Origin of the sequence: Tateyamaria omphalii (assembly GCF_001969365.1) — a bacterium.
Lineage (GTDB): Bacteria > Pseudomonadota > Alphaproteobacteria > Rhodobacterales > Rhodobacteraceae > Tateyamaria > Tateyamaria omphalii_A.
Genome location: NZ_CP019312.1, coordinates 2,284,278 through 2,302,841, shown reverse-complemented (window position 1 = coordinate 2,302,841; position 18,564 = coordinate 2,284,278). Strand labels below are relative to the sequence as shown.

The window sequence follows — 18,564 nt, the reverse complement described above, 5'->3', positions numbered from 1 at the left end:
ACATGACGCATGGACTGAACCGCTACCGCGTTGCAATTGCTGCGGGCTTTGGCTTGCTGTTGCTGCTGTTGGCCGTTATGGTCGCGAACCTGGCCGCCCAGATGCGGAGCCTGTCGCTGGCGGCGGGCGACAACACGCAGTGGAGCATTGCACAGCTCGACACCGAGTTTGCCAATCTCAACGCCGTCCTGACCGAGCAATTGGCCGAGGGCACGTTGACCCGCGACGAGGTGCGCTTGCGCATTGATATTGCGCTGAGCCGCGTGGACATCATCAATTCGGGCCGCGCCGCCGAGATTTTTGGCGACAACACAGCGGCTGCCCGGCAGATCGCGCCCATCAATGCCTTTGCCGAACAGACGATTGCCCTGCTGGATGCACCTGGCGGTCTGAGCGAGGACGATTTGCGGCGCATCCGGGCGATGCTGCGTGACGTGCGGCAGGACGTGCGTGGCATCGCGGTGTTGGGCGTTCGCCTGGGCGCCGAGCAGTCGGAGGCGCGGCGCGCGGGCTTTGCGCGGCAGCTTTTGTGGACCGCCGGTGTGGCCATCGCGCTCTTGTTCCTGATGGGCATCTTGCTCCAGCTGCTGATCCAGTTGCTGGACCGCGCGGCACAGCGGGACCGGGAGCTGTTGACCTCGTCGCGCAAGCTGGCCTCGACCGTGGCGGCGTCGCTGGATGCGATTGTCACCGCCGACAGCGAGGGGCGCATCATCGGGTTCAACAGTGCCGCGGAGAATGTGTTTGGCTGGCGGCGGGGCGAGATCATTGGCCAGAAGATGGACGATACAATCATTCCGCACCGGATGCGCGAGGCGCATCGTGACGGGATGGACCGCTATCTGAAGACGGGCGAACCGCATGTCGTTGATTCGGGACGGTTCGAGCTGGCGGCCCTGCGCAAGAGCGGTGAGGAATTTCCGGTCGAGCTGAACATCACCACGACGGAGGTCGAGGGGCAGAAAAGCTTTATCGCCTATGTCCGCGACATCAGCGAGCGCAAGATTGACGAGCAGAAGCTGATCGACGCGCGTGACCGGGCACAGACCATGGACAAGGCCAAGACCCGCTTTCTGACCATCATGAGCCATGAGATCCGCACACCGCTGAACGGCATTCTGGGCGTGCTGGACCTGCTGAAAACAACGTCGCTGACCGCCCAGCAGGAGCGCTATGCAAAGATCGCCACCGCTTCCAGCGAGATCCTGCTGGAATACGTGAACGAGGCGCTGGATATCACGCGCATCGAGGGCGGCGCGCTGCAATTCTCGCCCCAGGATTTCGACCTGCCCACCCTGATGAGCAGCCTTGTCGACGTGCTGGAGCCGCTGGCACGTGAAAAGCAGCTGTCGCTGTCGCTGCATGTGGCCGACGGGATGCGCATGCGTTTTCACGGGGATAACAACCGCATCCGGCAAATCCTGACCAACCTAATCGGCAACGCAATAAAGTTCACGGACCGGGGCGAGATCAAAGTGTCCGTCAACGGTATCCACGGGCCCGACACCACGTCTGTTCGCTTTGCGGTGTGCGACACGGGCGCCGGCATTGCGCCGGATGATCAGGAACACGTGTTCGAGGATTTTGTGTCGCTGGCCGAAGGTGCGGGCCGTCAACGCCGCGGTGACGGGCTGGGCCTGTCCATTGCGCGCCGCATCGCGCGGGAAATGGGCGGCGATATCACGCTGGAAAGCGAAACCGGCGTCGGGTCAACCTTTACGCTCATTCTGCCCCTGCACCGTTGTGACGTCCAAACCGTCGAACCTGTGCCGGTGCCTGGTGAAAGGGTGCGGGTCAAGCGCGGATGTTCAGTCCTTGTGGCCGAGGACAACGACATCAACCGCAGGGTTCTGCGCGATATGCTTGAGGGGATGGGGCACCGGGTGGCGGAGGCGGTGAATGGTGCGGATTGCCTTGAAAAAGCAGAGCATGCGCGGTTCGACCTGATCTTTATGGATATCAGCATGCCTGTGATGGACGGTATTGAGGCCACGCGGAAATTGCGTGCAGGCGACGGCCCCAATGCCCAGACCGAGATCGTGGGCCTGACCGCGCATGGTGTCGAGGAGTACCGCGCGCCTGCCAAACAGGCGGGCATGGATCGGTTCCACACCAAACCCATCCGTCTGGATGCGCTGCATATCCTGTTTGCCGATCTGACCGAGGTGACATCAAGCGCACCGGACGACGTGCATGACGATGATGTGCTGGGCGAATTGATCGCCGTTCTTGGCGCCGGGAAGGTGCGGGATACCGGCGAAGCCTTTTTCACCGAATTGAACGCCTTCGCGGAAAGTGCGCGTCATGTTCGGGACGGGGCCGACATGACCGAATTGGCCGGGGCGGCGCACAAGCTGACCGGGGCCGCCGCGCTTCTGGGTCTGACCCGGCTGGAGACGGTGCTGGCCACCTGCGAGGATCACGCCCGCGCCTGTGATGCCGCTGGTCATGCAAAGCAGTTGGTCGCGCTGACCGACCTGGCGGACGCGGCGCAGGCCCGTTTTGTTAAACGTCTTGAGCAGGCGGTGGCCGCAGAAGCGACGGACTGACAGGCGGGTCCGTCAGGGACAAGCACGCCATACCGTGAGAGTCTGTCGGGTCCGGTACAGCGTGCATAAGCTAGCGTACCACGAACACCGATTGCGTTGCATGACGCGCAACGCGCGCAGCGTTGGGGCCGATCAGGTAATCCTTCAGTTCTGGCCGGTGCGCGCCGACGATGATGGCGTCGATGTCGAGTGTCCGGGACGTGCGGATGATCTGGTCGTAGACCGTGCCTTCGGCCACATGGACATGATGGCTTACATCGTCCGGCACGTTGGCCTTGGCCCAGCGTTCCAGTTCGGACTTGGCCGCCGCCAGCGCGTTTTTCATGCTGTCGGCGGCCATGGAGGCCCCCACGATTGCCATGCCGGTGTCGGGCACGACGTTCAGCAGGTGCAGCGTGGCCCCTTCGGCGCGGGCCATGGAAAAGGCGGCTTCGGCGCTGCGGGCGGCGCCCTCGGGCGCGTTGACGTCGACGGCAAGGAGAAGCGTTTTGAACATGGCTGTGCTTTCTTAAAACGCAGGTTGGGTGGCGCGGCGGCGCTGGATCAGGACCAGCCCCCCCAGCAGCAGCAGGGCGGGGATGAAAAACAGCTCCTTGGGCATCCGGTCGTTTTCGATCTGCACTTGGGTGATCTGGACCGGAGTATCGCCGTAGAAATCGTATTCGTTCCCGAGGCTTTCGAAGAACGGTGTGCCTGGGAAGGGTTCGTCCATCGCAATCACGTCGCCATCGGGCAAGATGGTCAGGCCCTGGGCATCAAGTGCCGCTTCGGCATCGCCGTTGATGGCAGGCAGGGTAATGGTCGTGGGTCTGAGCCTGCCGGTGTCGAAATCCGGTCCTTCGACCACCACGCGCAGTTCCCTGTCTGTCTCGGCACGCGCCATCAGTTCGAGTGCTGCGGGGCCCGAGGCGGATTGGTATTTCTCGCTGACCTGATCCAGCAGGTAGTCCGGTCGGAACAACATGAAGGCGATGACCAGGAGCGCCACCGTTTCCCAGGTTTTGCTTTTGGCGATGAAGTAGCCCTGCGTTGCTGCCGCAAAGAGCAGCATGGCGATGAGCGAGATGAAGAAGACGAGGATCGCCTTGGCAAAGCCCACGTCGATCAGCAAGAGGTCCGTGTTGAAGATGAAGAGGAACGGCAAGAGGGCCGTGCGGATGTCGTAGGCAAAGCCTTGCACCCCGGTCTTGATCGGGTCGCCGCGAGAGATGGCGGCGGCTGCGTATGCGGCAAGGCCCACGGGCGGTGTGTCATCCGCAAGGATGCCGAAATAGAACACAAAGAGGTGCACGGCGATCAGCGGGAAGATGTAGCCCGCGGATGCCCCGACCGTCAGGATCACCGGCGCCATGAGCGACGAGACCACGATGTAGTTGGCTGTCGTGGGCAGGCCCATGCCGAGGATCAGCGACATGACCGCAACGAGGATCAGGAGGATCCAGATGTTGCCGCCTGCGATCACCTCGACCACCTGGCCGATCACCTGGTGTGCGCCTGTGAGGCTGATCGTGCCAACGATCACGCCCGCAGCGCCCGTGGCGACGCCGATGCCGATCATGTTGCGCGCACCAAGGATCAACCCCTGGACAAAGTCGTGCCAGCCCGCGGTGGTGGCAGAGGCGAAGGCTTCGCCCCGGAACATCGCCTTGAGCGGGCGGTGGGTGAGCGCCACGATGATCATGAAGATGGTCGCCCAGAAGGCCGAGAGCGACGGCGACAGCCGGTCAAGGCTGTCCGTGCGCACCATGAGGTTCCAGACGAGGATGAAGATCGGCAGCGCGAAATAGGCCCCGCCCAGCAGGGTGGGCGTGAGCCTGGGTGCTTCGAGCGGGCCGTCGGGGTCGTCCATCGCCACATCCGGATAGCGCGAGGCGTAGTAGACGAGCACAAGGTAGAGGAGCGCCACGATGACGATGGCGCCGTAGACGCTTTCGGCCATGAAGTTGTCCATCACGCTGCGCAGGCCGATCATGATGAAGGTGCAGGCACCCAGGAAGATGAAGCCTGACAGGAAGAGGATGAGAATCAGCACCGGGCCGATGTGACGCCCTGCCTTGGTCAGCCCCTGCATCTGCATTTTCAGCGCTTCGAGGTGCACGATGTAGAGCAGTGCGATGTAGCTGATCACCGCAGGCAGGAAGGCGTGTTTGACCACGTCGATATAGGGGATGTTGACGTATTCGACCATGAGGAAGGCGGCGGCGCCCATGACCGGCGGGGTGAGCTGGCCGTTGGTGGAGGAGGCGACCTCGACCGCGCCCGCCTTTTCTGCTGGGAAGCCGATGCGCTTCATCAGGGGGATGGTGAAGGTGCCGGTGGTGACGGTGTTCGAGATGGAGGAGCCGGAGATCATGCCGGTGAGCATGGAGGACAGGACCGACGCCTTGGCCGGGCCGCCGCGCAGGGCGCCCAGAAGGGCGATGGCGACCTTTATGAACCAGCTGCCACCGCCTGCGCGGTCGAGGAGCGCGCCGAAGAGGACGAAGAGGAAGATCATGGAAGTGGAGACGCCCAAGGCCACACCGAAGACGCCCTCGGTCTGCATCCAGTAGTGGCCGAGCGCTTTGGACAGGGATGCGCCGCCGTAGTTTGTGATCTCGCGCGCCCATTCGGAGTATCCGCCGAAGAAGGCGAAGGCGACGAAGGCCGACGCGATGATGACCAGCGGCAGGCCGAGCGAGCGGTAGACGGCGATCAACAACACGACCATGCCGATGGAGGACATGGTGATGTCGGATGCGCTCCAGAGCCCCGGACGGTCGGCGATCTGGAAACGAAAGACGACGAGGTAGAGGCAGGAGCCGACGCCCAGCAGGATCAGCACCCAGTCATAGAGCGGGATGCGGTCGCGGGGGGAGGATTTGAACAGCGGAAAGGCGAGGGTCGCCAGCATGATGGCAAAGGCCAGGTGCACGAAACGGGCCTGTGCGACGATATTGGCGAAGATGCCCATGCCCGTGGCCTGCGCCACGATGCCCGGCACCTTGGAGGCGATATAGAGCTGGAACAGGGACCACGCGATGCACGTACCGATGATCAGTTTGGCCTGCCACGCGGCAGAGGGGTTGCGGGCACCGGTGTCGGCCTCGGCGACGAGGTCGTCGGCGGATTGCGTCACTGTGTTCTGATCGGTCATGGATGGTCCCCCGGTGCAGGCACTATGCGGGCGTTATGCGCCCGTCTGCTGTCTGTCGTCATGAAATGGGAAGACGCCCGAAGCGATTGTTCCGGGCGTCTCAGGGCGCTGGCTTATTCCATCAGGCCCAGTTCTTTGTAGGCTCTTTCCGCACCGGGGTGCAGCGGCGCCGACAGGCCGTCCTGGACCATTTCAGCCGGATCAAGGTTGGCAAAGGCAGGGTGCAGGCCCTTGAAGTCGTCGATGTTCTCCATCACCGCCTTGGCCACGACATACACCGTCTCTTCAGGCACGCTGGCCGAGGTGACGAAGGTGGCACCGACGCCGAAGGTCGTCGTGTCGCCATCTGTGCCCGCATACATGCCGCCCGGAATGGTCGCCACGCGGTAGAACGGGTTGTCAGCGACCAGCTGGTCGATGGGATCGCCGGTCACGGACACAAGCCGCGCGTCGCAGGTTGTCGTCGCTTCCTTGATCGCCGCAGCCGGGTGACCAATGGTGTAGATCATCGCGTCGATATTGCCGTCACACAGCTGCTTGGCCATCTCCGAGCCCTTGTATTCAGTCGCCAGAGCAAGGTCGCTCATGCCGATGCCGAAGGCGTCCATGACCACTTCCATCGTGGCACGCTGGCCGGAGCCGGGGTTGCCCACGTTTACACGCTTGCCTGCCAGGTCCTCGAAACCTTCGATGCCGCTGTCACCGCGCACGATCAGGGTGAAGGGTTCGGGGTGGACCGACATCACGGCGCGGATGTCGGGGAAGGCCGCGTCGCCTTCGAACTTCGATGTGCCGTTGAACGCGTGGTACTGCCAGTCGGACTGGGCAACGCCGAACTCGAGCTCGCCGCCCTTGATCGTATTGATGTTGTAGACCGACCCACCGGTCGATTCCACGGCGCACCGGATGCCGTGTTCTTTGCGGTTCTTGTTGACCAGACGGCAGATCGCGCCGCCCGTCGGGTAGTAGACGCCGGTCACGCCGCCGGTGCCGATCGAGATAAACTCCTGCGCAGTGGCGATGGGTGCTGTCATCAGCGCCCCGGCCACCACGGCGGCCCCCAGTTTCAGTTTTGCAAACATATCAAATGTCTCCCTTATGTTTGGCCGGGTTGCACGCACGCGCGCGCGCAACCCGACTGATACATCTACCCTGCGGAAAGAAGCCGTAAGGTCAACCTTTGCGATAATCGGCTCGCCGATTGGGACGGGGGCTGGAATGGGCGTAAAGCAAGATAAAACAATGTCTTAGCGTTCGATACGCAGGCGGACCCGATGAATGCGTGCCTGTATTGGGCTTTTCAGACAGCCCGTTTGGGGACATGCTGTGCGCATAGATTGGGCGCGGTCCGTACGGTGCACTGTCCACACGGGCGGGCGCCATGCGGGCGGCAGATTCGGAGCCTTGGATATGAGCCACGTTTTTCCCCGACACTCCAAGGCGCCGCCGCCCATGGTGTCGCGCGGGGACGGCGCGTATCTGTTTGATGCGGCTGGCGCATCCTACCTCAATTGCGGGGACGCGGCGGTGTCGTGCCTGGGCCATGGGGACGCGCATGTGACCGCCGCGATCAAGGCGCAGTTGGATCGGGTGGCCTTTGCCCATACAGGATATTTCACGTCTGCCCCGGCAGAGGCGTTGGCGGACAGGTTAGTGGCCGCTGCGCCCGAGGGGTTGGACCGCGTGTACTTCGTATCCGGCGGTTCGGAGGCGGTGGAGGCTGCGCTGAAGCTGGCCCGCCAGTATTCCATCGAGGTCGGGCAGCCCGAGCGGTCGCATGTGATCGCCCGACGGCAAAGCTATCACGGCAACACGCTGGGGGCGTTGGCCACCGGCGGGAATGCCGCACGGCGCGCGCCCTTTGATCCGCTGCTGATGAAGGTCAGCCATGTGTCGCCCTGCTATGCCTATCGCGGGCAGGCAGAGGGCGAGACAGAGGCGCAGTATGTGGACCGGCTGATCGCCGAACTGGAGGCGGAGATCGAGGCGCAGGGCCCCGAAACGGTCATGGCCTTTGTTGCGGAACCTGTGGTCGGTGCGACCCTTGGCGCTGTTCCGGCGGTCGGAAAGTATTTTGCGCGCGTGCGGGCGCTGTGTGATCAATACGGTATCCTGCTGATCTTTGACGAAGTGATGTGCGGTATGGGGCGGACGGGCACGCTGTTTGCATCAGAGCAACACGGCGTGTCGCCTGATATCTGCGCCATCGCCAAGGGGCTCGGGGCCGGGTATCAGCCGGTGGGCGCGATGCTGTGCAGCGCGCGGATTCACGACACCATCCGCGACGGGTCGGGCTTTTTCCAGCATGGGCACACCTATCTGGGCCATCCGGTGGCCTGTGCCGCGGCGCTGGCCGTGGTTGAGCGGTTGCTGGATGACGATGTGCTGGGGCGGGTGACGCCGCTGGGCGACGCGCTGCATGACGCTTTGACCGAACGGTTTGGGCAGCACCCACATGTGGGGGATATCCGCGGCGTGGGGCTGTTTCGTGCCATCGAACTGGTGCAGGACAGAGAGACCAAGGCGCCGTTTGATCCGTCGGACAAGGTGCACGCGCGGCTGAAGGCGGCGGCGTTTGCGCAGGGTTTGATCTGTTACCCGATGGGCGGCAGCATGGACGGGACGCGTGGCGATCACGTGCTGCTGGCGCCCCCCTTCATTCTGGACGACAGCGACGTGGGGCTGCTGGTGGACCGGTTGGATGCGGCGGTGCGCGCAGTGCTGCCCTAAAGGTCGCCCACGGCGGCCCGCCAATGCTGGCGGCAGAGCGAGACATAGGTTTCGTTGCCCCCGATTTGTACCTGCGCGCCGTCGGTTATGACGTTGCCGTGCGCATCCTGCCGGATCACCATGGTCGCCTTGCGCCCGCAATGGCAGATGGTGCGCACTTCGCGCATCTCGTCCGCGAGCGCGAGCAGGGCGGCTGAGCCTGGAAACAGTTTGCCCCGGAAATCGACCCGCAGGCCGTAGGACATGACCGGCACGTGCAGGTCATCCACGACGCGGGCGAGTTGCCAGACCTGATCTTCGGTGAGAAATTGCGCCTCGTCCACGAAGACGCAGACAATCGGGCCTGCGCCCTGCCGCGTCGTCACTTTGGCGAAAAGGTCCTCTTGCGTGGTGAAGGTGTCGGCCTCTGCGCCGATGCCGATGCGCGAGGCGATGCGCCCCTGGCCCGCCCGGTCGTCAAAGGATGCGGTCAGCAGGTACGGTTCCATGCCGCGTTCGCGGTAGTTGTGCGCGGCTTGCAAAAGCACGGTCGATTTGCCGGCGTTCATGGTGGAGTAGTGAAAGTAGAGCTTGGCCATGGCGCGTGATTAGAACGCGTTGGAACATGGGGCAAGAGGGCACGCCGGGTGGGTGCGAGGGGGCGCGCGCATGGTCTTGTCGCCAGCGTCGCGTGTCCCCCTCTGCACCGCTTTCGGCACCTGGTGAACGAAGGGCAGGCGATGGACACACAGGGGTGTCCGTTTCTGGGGATGGTGCCTGCCCCGATACTCAAAACCTCCGACGGATCCGCCGCCCCTGCTGCCGGTCACCCGGCCTGTCGCCCCCATGGGACAGAGGATGCAGCGGACCCCACCCGGACCCGGGCTTGGGGACCCGGGCACTTGTTACGTCCCGAAAACCGTAGGGACGCTTTTAAAAATGACATTTGCGGGCTAGGGGATTAATGGGAAAAGATCGGCCTGTTTCCCCGCACTTAGGGGACATTGTGCCGCAAGACGTTGGGGATGGGTGCATGAGCGTTGGCAGTTACCTGAAGAAACACACCGAGGCGTTGGTCAAGGATGTGGGCATTGAACCGGCCTGCGCGCTGACCGGCAAATCCAAGGCGACCCTCGGGCGCTACTATTCCGACAATCCTGAACATGCCGACCGCTTCATGCCCGTCGATGCCGTGATCGCGCTGGAAGAGGCGGCAAGCTACCCGCATGTCACTGGTGCGCTGGCCGAATTGCAGGGCATTAGCCTGAGCCATGATGACCGCCGCCCGAACACGGAGCGGTCGGGGGGCGTCAATTCGGATGTGATCGCCCTGAGCCAGCGCTTTGCGATGCTGATGACCGAGTATCAGCAATCTATCGAGGACGGCGTGATCACGGTGAACGAGGCGAAACGCCTCTTGAAGGAAACGACGCTTCTGCAGCAGGTTCTGATCGACATGAAACTGCATCTGGAGGACGAAAGTGGCTGAGGATCTGCCGGCTCTTGTCATCGAAGCGCTGCCGCACATTGATGTGGACGCGCTGAAAGCGCCGGACGATCCCGGCCATCCGCCGCGCATCTTGCTGCTGTATGGCTCGCTCCGCGAGGCCAGCTACTCGCGCCGCGCCGCCGAAGAAAGCGCGCGCATCCTGCGCCATCTGGGCTGCGAGACGCGGATGTTTGATCCGTCGGGCTTGCCCCTTGTGGACGATGCGGATCCCGATCATCCCAAAGTGGTCGAGCTGCGCGAACTGGCCACCTGGTCCGAGGGCATGGTCTGGTCCAGCCCCGAACGCCACGGTGCCATGACCGGCCTGATGAAGACACAGATCGACTGGCTGCCGCTGTCCCTGACAGGCGGCATTCGCCCCACGCAGGGCAAGACGCTTGCGGTCATGCAGGTGTCGGGCGGATCGCAAAGTTTCAATGCTGTCAACCAGATGCGCATCCTGGGCCGCTGGATGCGCATGGTCACCATCCCGAACCAGTCCAGCATCGCCAAGGCGTGGCTGGAGTTTCAGGACGGGCGACTGCCCGAAGGCCCGTTCTACCGTCGTGTCGTGGACGTGATGGAAGAGCTGGTGAAGTTCACGTGGATGGTGCGCGGGCGCAAGGACTACCTGGTTGACCGCTATTCAGAACGTGTGGAAAGCGTGGATGAGGTGCACAAGCGGGTGTCGCTGAAGAAGGTCTAGGCGCAGACCCCGTCCCCGGGATCTGCGGTGTTCTGTAGCCTCTTACCAATAGGCCGGATCGCTCAGTGCCGGGACGCATCGGGATGGTCCGACAAGCGGATCAAGCGGGGCGTCCGTCAGGGACTGGCCCAACCATCCGTGCGGATATGACAGCGGCACGGGCGCCGCCGCCGTGTCTTCGGTGATCTGACGGAACCCGACCTTGCCGTAGTAGTTTGGATCGCCGTAGGTCAGGACCACGTCAACATGTGCGGCCCGCAGCACATCCAGGCCGTGGCGCAACAGCGTTTGGCCAATGCCCTTGCCCTGATGATCTGGTGCGACGGCAACAGGAGACAGGATAAACACGGTGCGGTCATCGTGGGCATAGGTCATGCGGGTGAAGATGATGGACCCGATCAGCGCCGCATCACCCCACGCGCAGACGACCTGCTTGTCGCTGTTGTCCAACGTGGCGTACATGTCCGACACCAGCTTGCCGATCAACGCCCCCTCCGCCGCGCCCTCGGACGCGGCGAAGGTTTCTGAAAACAGCGCGATGATTTTGGCGCTCTGGCCAGAGGGGTTTGTTGTGAATTCCATAATTCTATCCTTTCTATATCGCGCTTCATCGCTGGTTCAATTGCGCGCGCACAGCCTTGATGCCTGCGTGCGACGCCCGGTAGGGGCGCCCGTTCACCGATCGGATGAAGCGCCGTTTCTTGAGGCGCAGAAAGACGGCCATCGTGCAGTCGATCAGGACGTGGCCATTGCGGGTGTAACAGGTGATATCACGTATCTTGCCGTTCTCGCCGCGGTCGTAGTGGATGGCTCCACCCAGGGCGAGTTCGTGCAAAACACGCTGTTCGTGTTTCGAGATATTCAACGGAGTGCCTTGATGTCTTGAGAACAACAAAAAGGGATCACTCAGCCGTCGCGTGAGTGATCCTGTTGTGACATGTTCCCGCGGCTTTGATGCCGGGAACGGGCTTATGCCCGGGGCTCTCGCATAAAATCTCCGTTGCAGCAGGCAAGTGCCATGTGCTGACCGTCACATATGCCGCAGGTCAGCGGCAGGCAAGTGGCGTGCGGGCGGACGCGGCTAGCTGTGGCGTTCGACCAACACCGAGCCCACGGAATAGCCTGCCCCGAAGGAACAGATGATCCCCTTGTCCCCGTCGCCCAGATCGTTGGAATACTTCGAAAAGGCGATGATCGACCCGGCAGACGAGGTGTTGGCATAGTCCTGTAGAATATTGGGCTGTTCGCCCGGTTCTGGCGTGCGGCCCAGCACCTTTTTCCCGATAAAGTCGTTCATGGTCTTGTTGGCCTGGTGCAGCCAGAGGCGCTTCAGGTCCGTCGCCTCGACCCCTTCGTCGCCCATGTGATCGGCGATATGCTTGCTGACCATGGGCAGCACTTCCTTGAACACCTTGCGGCCGTTCTGCATGAACTGCATATCGCGCCTGTCGGCCAGCCCGTCGGGCCGGGACCGGCGCAGATAGCCGTTGTTGTTGCGGATGTTGTTGGAAAAGGCGGTGCCGCAGCGGGTCGACTTGATTTCGAAATACGCGCCCTTGGCGTCCTCGGCGCGTTCGATCAGGGTGGCCGTCGCTACGTCGCCAAAGATAAAGTGGCAGTCCCGGTCGCGCCATTCGAGGTGGGCGGAGCAGATTTCCGGGTTAACCACGAGGGCCGAGCGGATCGAGCCCGAGCGGACCATGTCCGCCGCCGCCTGGATGCCGAACGTGGCGGACGAGCAGGCGACGTTCATGTCAAAGGCGAAGCCTTCGATGCCCAAGAGTTCCTGAATTTCGATGGCCACGGCAGGGTAGGCGCGTTCGAGGTTCGAGGCCGCGCAGATCACCGCGTCGACATCCGCTGCCGTCTTGCCCGCTTGGGCCAGCGCCTTGTTCGCGGCCTCCAAAGCCATTTCTGCCATGATCGAGGGCTCATCATCGCTGCGTTGCCGCAGCAGCGGGTGCATTATCGTGGGGTCGAGGATGCCGGACTTGTCCATGACAAAGCGGCTCTCGATGCCGGAGGCTTTGACGATGAAGTCTTCTGACGAATGCTCCTTGGCTTCAACCTCGCCCGCTGCAATCGCGTCGGCATGTTCGGCATTGTAGAGGTCGGCATAGGCGTTGAACGCCTCGACCAGTTCGGCGTTGGAAATGGATTGGTCCGGCGTAAACACGCCCGTGCCGGTGATCGCTGGAGTGAAGGCCAAGGCGCGCCCCTTTCAGGCTTGTCGATGTTTGCGCGAACCTACAGGGCGCGCGCACGGGTTCGCAAGAGGGTGCGCCGTCGCGGAACTGTCATTGTTTCAAGCCTGTAACAGCCCTGCAAATGTCGAAATTTCATGGGCATTTGCTGCATTGCTTGCCAATCCCGGCGCGGGGGTGCTTTGGTGCGCGCACAGACAGGGAGAGCGGCGTTGAAACTTGGTTGTATCGGGGATGATTTCACCGGGTCGAGTGACCTGGCCAACACGCTCGCCAAGGAAGGGATGCGGGTGACGCAGTACACCGGCGTGCCTGTGGCCGATGCGGATCCGTCGGTGCAGGCAGGTGTGGTCGCGCTCAAGTCCCGGTCGATTGATCCGGGTGCGGCCGTGGCGAAGTCGCTGGAGGCTTTGGAGTGGCTCAAGGCGCAGGGATGTACGCAGTTCTTTTTCAAGTATTGCTCGACCTTCGATTCGACGCCGCGAGGCAATATCGGCCCTGTGGCGGATGCGCTGGCCGAGGCGCTGGATGCCTATCAGGTGATCGTCTGCCCGGCGTTTCCCGGCACGGGGCGGTCGGTTTATCAAGGCCATTTGTTCGTAAACGATGTGCTGCTCAGCGAAAGCGGGATGCAGAACCATCCACTTACTCCGATGACGGACCCCGACCTGCGCCGCTGGCTGGCCTTGCAGTCAAAGCATGACGTGGGCCATGTTGATGCCGCATCGGTATTTGCCGGGGCCGACGCGCTCCGCGCTGCGTTGCAGGCCGAACACGCGGCAGGCAAGCGCCACATCGTCGTCGATGCGATCCGGGATGCGGATTTGCGGGCCATCGGCGCGGCGGCTGCGGAGTTGCCATTGATCACCGGCGGATCGGGTGCCGCACTTGGCCTGCCAGCGAATTTCGGCTGCGCGCCGGGCGGCGTGCCATGGACAGGGCAGGCTGGTCGCGCCGTGGCGCTGTCGGGCTCGTGCTCCATCGCGACGCGGGCGCAGGTGGCGTGTCATGCGGCGCGCCATCCGGCGCGGGAGGTTGTCGCAGAGGACGTGATCGAAGGGCGTTTGACCGCTTCGGACGCTGCGGCCTGGGCCCTGTCGCAGGATGATGGTGTGCCGCTGCTCTATTCCTCGGCTGACCCGGATGTGGTCCGGGAGGCGCAGGACCGGTTCGGGCGCGAAGCGTCGGCATCGGCACTTGAGGATTTCTTTGCCGCCGTGGCCCGCACCGTCCGTGATGGCGGGGCGACGCGGATCATAACGGCGGGCGGCGAAACATCTGGTGCCGTGGTTGAGGGTTTGAGCCTTGATACGCTCGACATCGGGCCAGAGATCGACCCCGGCGTGCCGGCCCTGCGCGCCGGTCCCGATCTGGTGGTGGCGCTGAAATCGGGGAATTTCGGGGCCGAGGATTTCTTTGAAAAAGCGGACAGGGTGCTGACGGGATGAGTGCGGAAAGCGCGCTGCGCGAACAGATCTGCCTACTGGCCAAGTCGCTCTTTGATCGGGGGCTGACGCATGGGTCAACCGGCAACATCTCTGCCCGGACCGACGATGGGGGGCTGCTCGTCTCGCCCACGGGCACCAGTTTCGGGCGGCTGGATCCGGGGCGGCTGAGCCGGTTTGATCCGCAAGGCGTGCATGTGGCGGGTGACGCACCGACCAAGGAAATGCCCCTGCACACGGCCTTCTACGACACCCGCGGTACGGCGGGTGCCGTGGTACATCTGCATTCCTGCCATTCCGTGGCGCTGTCGATGTTGCCCGACGCGGATGCCGACAACTTCCTGCCGCCGCTCACCCCTTACGGGATCATGAAGCTGGGCAAGGTCAAGCTGTTGCCCTTCTTCCTGCCCGGCGATCACGCGATGGGCGAGGCGGTCCGAGGGCTGGCAGGCAAACGATCTGCGGTGATGCTGGCGAACCACGGGCCAGTGGTTGCGGGCAAGGATGTGGAGGCAGCGTGCAACGCGATCGAAGAATTGGAGGACACCGCGCGCCTTGCTCTGATGACCCGCGGAATGGGCGCGCAAGGACTGACCGACGCGCAGGTGAAGGCGGTGGTGACAAAATTCGATATCGCCTGGGACGACTGACCGGCGATCTGGCAACCGGCGCGCAGTTTGCCAGCATGCCTCCGGTGCATATTTTTGGAACAATGAAGGCGAAGAACACGTACTCATTTCATTGTTCTTCAAATATGCACTACGCCACTGACCAAGTGCGTTCAGGTGCGGATCGTGTTTCCGTCTGCATCAAAGAAGTGGGTGCGCGCCGCATCAAAACTCAGGCCAACGGCGTCGCCAACCTTAACGCCTGCATCCCCTGAAATTCGCACGTTGATCTGACCTGCCGCGCCACAATCCAGCAGCACAAATGTGTCGGCCCCCAGATATTCGGCAACATCAACGGTCCCGTCGCACTGACCCGTGCCTGCCGCGCCAACGGTGATGTGCTCGGGCCGGATGCCCATCTGCACGGCCTGCCCGCTCAGCGTGTATGCGCCGCCGCGTCCGCCGGGGACGGTGTAGGTGCCGTTTGATGTGGCACAGGCAAACACATTCATCTTCGGGCTGCCGATAAACTGCGCCACGAACACGTTGCCCGGGTGGTTGTACAACTCACGGGGCGTGCCGACCTGAATGATCCGGCCCGCATCCAGCACCACGATCCGGTCGGCCAGCGTCATTGCTTCGACCTGATCATGGGTGACATAGATCATGGTGGCCGAAAGTGCCTGGTGCAGCTTGGAAATCTCATACCGCATCTCGACCCGCAGGGCGGCATCAAGGTTAGACAGCGGCTCGTCAAACAGGAACGCGGTGGGGTCGCGCACGATGGACCGACCAATGGCCACGCGCTGGCGCTGACCGCCCGACAGGTCCTTGGGCCGTCGGTCCAGATACTGATCCAGCTTGAGCGTCGCTGCGGCGGCGTCCACCTTTTCCGTGATCTCTGCCTTGGGCGCGCCCGCCGTCTTCAGCGAAAACCCCATGTTGTCGCGCACGGACATGTGCGGGTAAAGCGCGTAGGACTGGAACACCATCGACAGCCCGCGCTTGCTGGGCGGTTGGTCGGTCACGTCCGTGCCGTCGATGTCCAGCGATCCGCGGCTGATGTCCTCAAGCCCGCCGATCATGCGCAGCAAGGTGGACTTGCCACAGCCCGACGGGCCCACAAACACGATGAACTCGCCATCATGAATCGCCAGGTCCACGCCCTTGATGACCTGTACCTCACCATACCATTTCTCAACGGCATTCAGTGTAATCGCACCCATGCCTCAGGCTCCTTGCGTATTGGGAGACGCCCAGGCCAGCCACACCGCAGCCGTCCAGGTAAAGGTCCCGCCCCCCGCCGGGGACCCGTCTCGGGGGTCGAAATATTCGGCAAACCCGTGCGTGGCGATCAGGTCCGCCGTGCTGCGCTTCAGCGCGTCGCCCTGCGGCAACCCCATTTCTGTCAGACCCATCCCGATCATCATGTTCATCATGCCCCAGACCGGCCCGCGCCAATACCGCTTGCCGTCAAATCGGGCGTCATCCGGGCTGAGCGACGGCACGCCAAACTTCGTGAGCGCCAACACCTCTGCCAGACGGGTGCGCATGTCGGGCGCATCAAGCCCTGCGTACCAACACAGGAATGATGCGTTCGAGATTGAGACCGACCAACTGCCCCCCACCACATCCCGGCTGTCGTAGCACCCAAGCTGGGTGTTCCACAGCGTTTGCGCGCCAGCCTCTAGCTCCGTCGCCCAGTTCTCCAGATCGCCCACGTCTTTGCTCAGCATCTGCCCGAGTGCGATCAGGTCGCGGGTGGCGCGCAGCAGGATGAATGTCATCGTCGGATCGGCCACGCGGAACGGGGTGTCCTGCAGCATCGCCGCCTCGTCCCAGCCGAGCCTTGCACCGCGTTGCACCAGCCAGATGTAACGGTCGTAGTCGTATTTCGTGGGCCGCATGGAACTGTCCACATGGCTGGTATCGCGCCGGGTGTAGTCGCCGACACCGTCCGGCGTGATTGCCGCCATGGCCGCATCCCAGTCCGGTGCATTGTCACGGCCCGCCTCCCAGGGGTGGGTGACGCAGACCGCCCCTTGGTCCAGCCGCCAGTCCATGAACCAACGGTGCCAGGCGACCATCCTGGGGTAGAGCGCGGCCATGCGCGCGCGCCCAGCCTCTGGGTCCTTGTCCAGCACCATCCGCGCCATGGTCGCGGCCACGGGCGGCTGGCTGATGCCCGAGGAGGGGATCGGCCCGGTGCCCTGCCAGACATCATGGTTCGGGAAATACCCGTCATCAGGCACATGGAACAGGATATGCGGCACCATCCCGTTGTTCCATTGGCCCGAAAACAGCGTCTCGATCTCGGCCCAGGCGCGGTCGATGTCGAAGGCGGCAAATCCGACGGCGGCAAAGGCGCTGTCCCAGTTCCACTGGTAGGGGTACAGGCCGGACGTCGGGATCGTGTACCCGCCCCGATCATTGCGTTTCAGGATCGCGCGCGCCTGTTCATCGCGCATGTCCGTGGATGTCATGTCTCGCATCATCCCTTTACCGACCCGGCGGTCAGCCCTTTCGTCATGAACCGTTCCAGCCCAAGAAACAGGGCCATGATCGGAATGGTTGCGATCACGGCACCGGCCATCAGGTGCTGGCGTGGAATTTCAGAGGAGTTCAGCATCGCAACCCCGCGCGTCAGCGTGAATTTTGACGGATCGTCCAGCAGCATGAAGGCCAGCAGGAACTCGTTCCAGGCGATCATGAAGACATAGAGCGACACCGACACCATCGCGGGCAGGGACAGGGGCAGGGTGATCTTCCAGATCACCTGCAAGCGGGAAAGCCCGTCCATGAGGCCCGCCTCCTCGACCTCGCCCGGCAGGCCGCGGAAGTAGCCCTGCAACATGTAAAGCGCGACGGGAATGGTGGTGACCGGGTAGATCATCAAGAGCCCCGGAATGGTGTTGCGCAGGCCCGTCATCGAGAACACGATGTAGATGGGCAAGGCCAGCACGATCATCGGCACCATGTAGATCAGCAGGATGGAGCGTGAAAACGCCGCTCGCCCCTGGAAGCGCAGCCGCGCCACGGCATAGGCGCCGGGGACAGAAAACAGCAGCGTGATCAGCACCGTCAGGACGGAAACGTAGAAGCTGGTCCACAGGTAGCTGCCGAAATTGAACTGTCCGAACAACTCGGAATAGCTGCGGAACAGATCCCACCCGCGGCTCAGCTCGATGGAAAAATCCAGCGGATTGCGCAAGAGCGCCTGTTGCGACTTCAGGCTGGTCATCACCATCACGTAGAAGGGGATCAGCACGACAGCGGTGAAGACGATGTAGCCAAATCCGGTCAGGAACCGGATCACGGCATCCTCGAACGCATGGCGGCTCAGCGCGCCGGGATGCGCCTCGACCAGCATGACATTCAGGGGCCAGATGAAAAACACGCCAAACGCGACAACCGCCATAAGCTGCCAATGGATCGGTACGGCCTCGCCAAATAGGATCGGCGACAGTGGTGTGAACATCAGCACAACGCACAGCAGAACAAACCCACCCATCACCATACGCGCATTGCGCAGATAGATCAGGGCAAGACCGCCAGCGACCCCAAGCACCAAACACCCCAAACTGCCTGGTCGAAACCCAAGGCCGGACGCAAAGGACAGGGTGACGGATACGGTGATAGCCATGACAAAAGCCCAAAACAGACCGATCACTGCTCCGGTCACACCACCTTGACGCAGGATCCTCATACCGATGCTCCT

At 62.8% G+C, this 18,564-nt stretch carries 16 protein-coding genes; 6 read left to right on the top strand and 10 right to left on the bottom strand.

The features are described from left to right. Positions 1 to 2 precede the first annotated feature (2 nt). Entirely contained in the window at positions 3 to 2,549 is a 2,547-nt protein-coding gene (locus BWR18_RS11375) for a hybrid sensor histidine kinase/response regulator (RefSeq protein ID WP_076628335.1), read from the top strand. Between the two features lie 70 nt (positions 2,550 to 2,619). On the opposite strand, the gene BWR18_RS11370 is transcribed toward BWR18_RS11375, so the two are convergent. From BWR18_RS11370 to BWR18_RS11360, 3 genes are all read right to left on the bottom strand, one after another. Next, positions 2,620 to 3,045: a universal stress protein gene (locus BWR18_RS11370; protein WP_076628333.1), complete on the bottom strand. Its 426-nt coding sequence runs from the start codon at positions 3,043 to 3,045 to the stop codon at positions 2,620 to 2,622. Between the two features lie 12 nt (positions 3,046 to 3,057). Continuing rightward, positions 3,058 to 5,685, bottom strand: coding sequence for a TRAP transporter permease (locus tag BWR18_RS11365; protein WP_076628331.1), 2,628 nt, complete (start codon positions 5,683 to 5,685; stop codon positions 3,058 to 3,060). Positions 5,686 to 5,798: 113 nt separating this feature from the next. Next, on the bottom strand, positions 5,799 to 6,767 hold the full coding sequence (locus tag BWR18_RS11360; protein WP_076628329.1) for a TAXI family TRAP transporter solute-binding subunit: 969 nt from the start codon (positions 6,765 to 6,767) through the stop codon (positions 5,799 to 5,801). A 328-nt stretch (positions 6,768 to 7,095) separates the two neighbouring features. Here BWR18_RS11360 and BWR18_RS11355 point away from each other — a divergent pair, with 328 nt between their 5' ends. Beyond that, a complete protein-coding gene (locus BWR18_RS11355; protein WP_076628327.1) occupies positions 7,096 to 8,415 on the top strand; it encodes an aspartate aminotransferase family protein in 1,320 nt (439 codons plus the stop codon). On the opposite strand, the gene BWR18_RS11350 is transcribed toward BWR18_RS11355, so the two are convergent. Next, positions 8,412 to 8,993, bottom strand: a complete 582-nt coding sequence (locus tag BWR18_RS11350) for a thymidine kinase (protein ID WP_076628326.1) — start codon at positions 8,991 to 8,993, stop codon at positions 8,412 to 8,414. The two genes, BWR18_RS11355 and BWR18_RS11350, sit on opposite strands and share 4 nt — an antisense overlap. Positions 8,994 to 9,427: 434 nt before the next feature. On the opposite strand from BWR18_RS11350, the gene BWR18_RS11345 reads away from it, so the two are divergent. Both BWR18_RS11345 and arsH read left to right on the top strand, forming a co-directional pair. Further along, positions 9,428 to 9,883, top strand: coding sequence for a hypothetical protein (locus tag BWR18_RS11345; RefSeq protein ID WP_076628324.1), 456 nt, complete (start codon positions 9,428 to 9,430; stop codon positions 9,881 to 9,883). Then, positions 9,876 to 10,589: an arsenical resistance protein ArsH gene (arsH, locus tag BWR18_RS11340; RefSeq protein WP_302622822.1), complete on the top strand. Its 714-nt coding sequence runs from the start codon at positions 9,876 to 9,878 to the stop codon at positions 10,587 to 10,589. The genes BWR18_RS11345 and arsH overlap by 8 nt, the downstream gene beginning before the upstream one ends. A 42-nt stretch (positions 10,590 to 10,631) precedes the next feature. Here the strand turns inward: arsH and BWR18_RS11335 are convergent, their stop codons facing one another. The 3 genes from BWR18_RS11335 to BWR18_RS11325 all read right to left on the bottom strand — a co-directional run bounded on the left by BWR18_RS11335 (position 10,632) and on the right by BWR18_RS11325 (position 12,798). After that, positions 10,632 to 11,171, bottom strand: coding sequence for a GNAT family N-acetyltransferase (locus BWR18_RS11335; protein WP_076628320.1), 540 nt, complete (start codon positions 11,169 to 11,171; stop codon positions 10,632 to 10,634). A 25-nt stretch (positions 11,172 to 11,196) separates the two neighbouring features. Further along, complete coding sequence (locus BWR18_RS11330; RefSeq protein WP_076628319.1) at positions 11,197 to 11,454, bottom strand: YjhX family toxin; 258 nt, start codon at positions 11,452 to 11,454, stop codon at positions 11,197 to 11,199. 216 nt (positions 11,455 to 11,670) lie between these two features. Then, complete coding sequence (locus tag BWR18_RS11325) at positions 11,671 to 12,798, bottom strand: beta-ketoacyl-ACP synthase III (RefSeq protein ID WP_076628317.1); 1,128 nt, start codon at positions 12,796 to 12,798, stop codon at positions 11,671 to 11,673. Positions 12,799 to 13,005: 207 nt separating this feature from the next. Between BWR18_RS11325 and otnK the strand changes: the two genes are divergently transcribed. Together otnK and otnC are read left to right on the top strand one after the other, a co-directional pair. After that, positions 13,006 to 14,241, top strand: coding sequence for a 3-oxo-tetronate kinase (gene otnK / locus BWR18_RS11320; RefSeq protein ID WP_076628315.1), 1,236 nt, complete (start codon positions 13,006 to 13,008; stop codon positions 14,239 to 14,241). Further along, positions 14,238 to 14,888: a 3-oxo-tetronate 4-phosphate decarboxylase gene (gene otnC, locus BWR18_RS11315; RefSeq protein WP_076628313.1), complete on the top strand. Its 651-nt coding sequence runs from the start codon at positions 14,238 to 14,240 to the stop codon at positions 14,886 to 14,888. The genes otnK and otnC overlap by 4 nt, the downstream gene beginning before the upstream one ends. A gap of 131 nt (positions 14,889 to 15,019) precedes the next feature. Here otnC and BWR18_RS11310 read toward each other — a convergent pair whose 3' ends face one another. The 3 genes from BWR18_RS11310 to BWR18_RS11300 are packed head-to-tail and all read right to left on the bottom strand — an operon-like array spanning position 15,020 to position 18,552. Next, the gene (locus tag BWR18_RS11310) at positions 15,020 to 16,072 is read right to left on the bottom strand and encodes an ABC transporter ATP-binding protein (RefSeq protein ID WP_076628311.1); all 1,053 of its coding nucleotides are present in this window, start codon (positions 16,070 to 16,072) and stop codon (positions 15,020 to 15,022) included. Positions 16,073 to 16,075: 3 nt separating this feature from the next. Next, positions 16,076 to 17,329 (bottom strand): MGH1-like glycoside hydrolase domain-containing protein, encoded by a 1,254-nt coding sequence (locus tag BWR18_RS11305; protein ID WP_083957847.1) that lies wholly within the window; start codon positions 17,327 to 17,329, stop codon positions 16,076 to 16,078. A gap of 8 nt (positions 17,330 to 17,337) precedes the next feature. After that, positions 17,338 to 18,552, bottom strand: a complete 1,215-nt coding sequence (locus BWR18_RS11300) for a carbohydrate ABC transporter permease (RefSeq protein WP_076628310.1) — start codon at positions 18,550 to 18,552, stop codon at positions 17,338 to 17,340. Positions 18,553 to 18,564 lie beyond the last annotated feature (12 nt).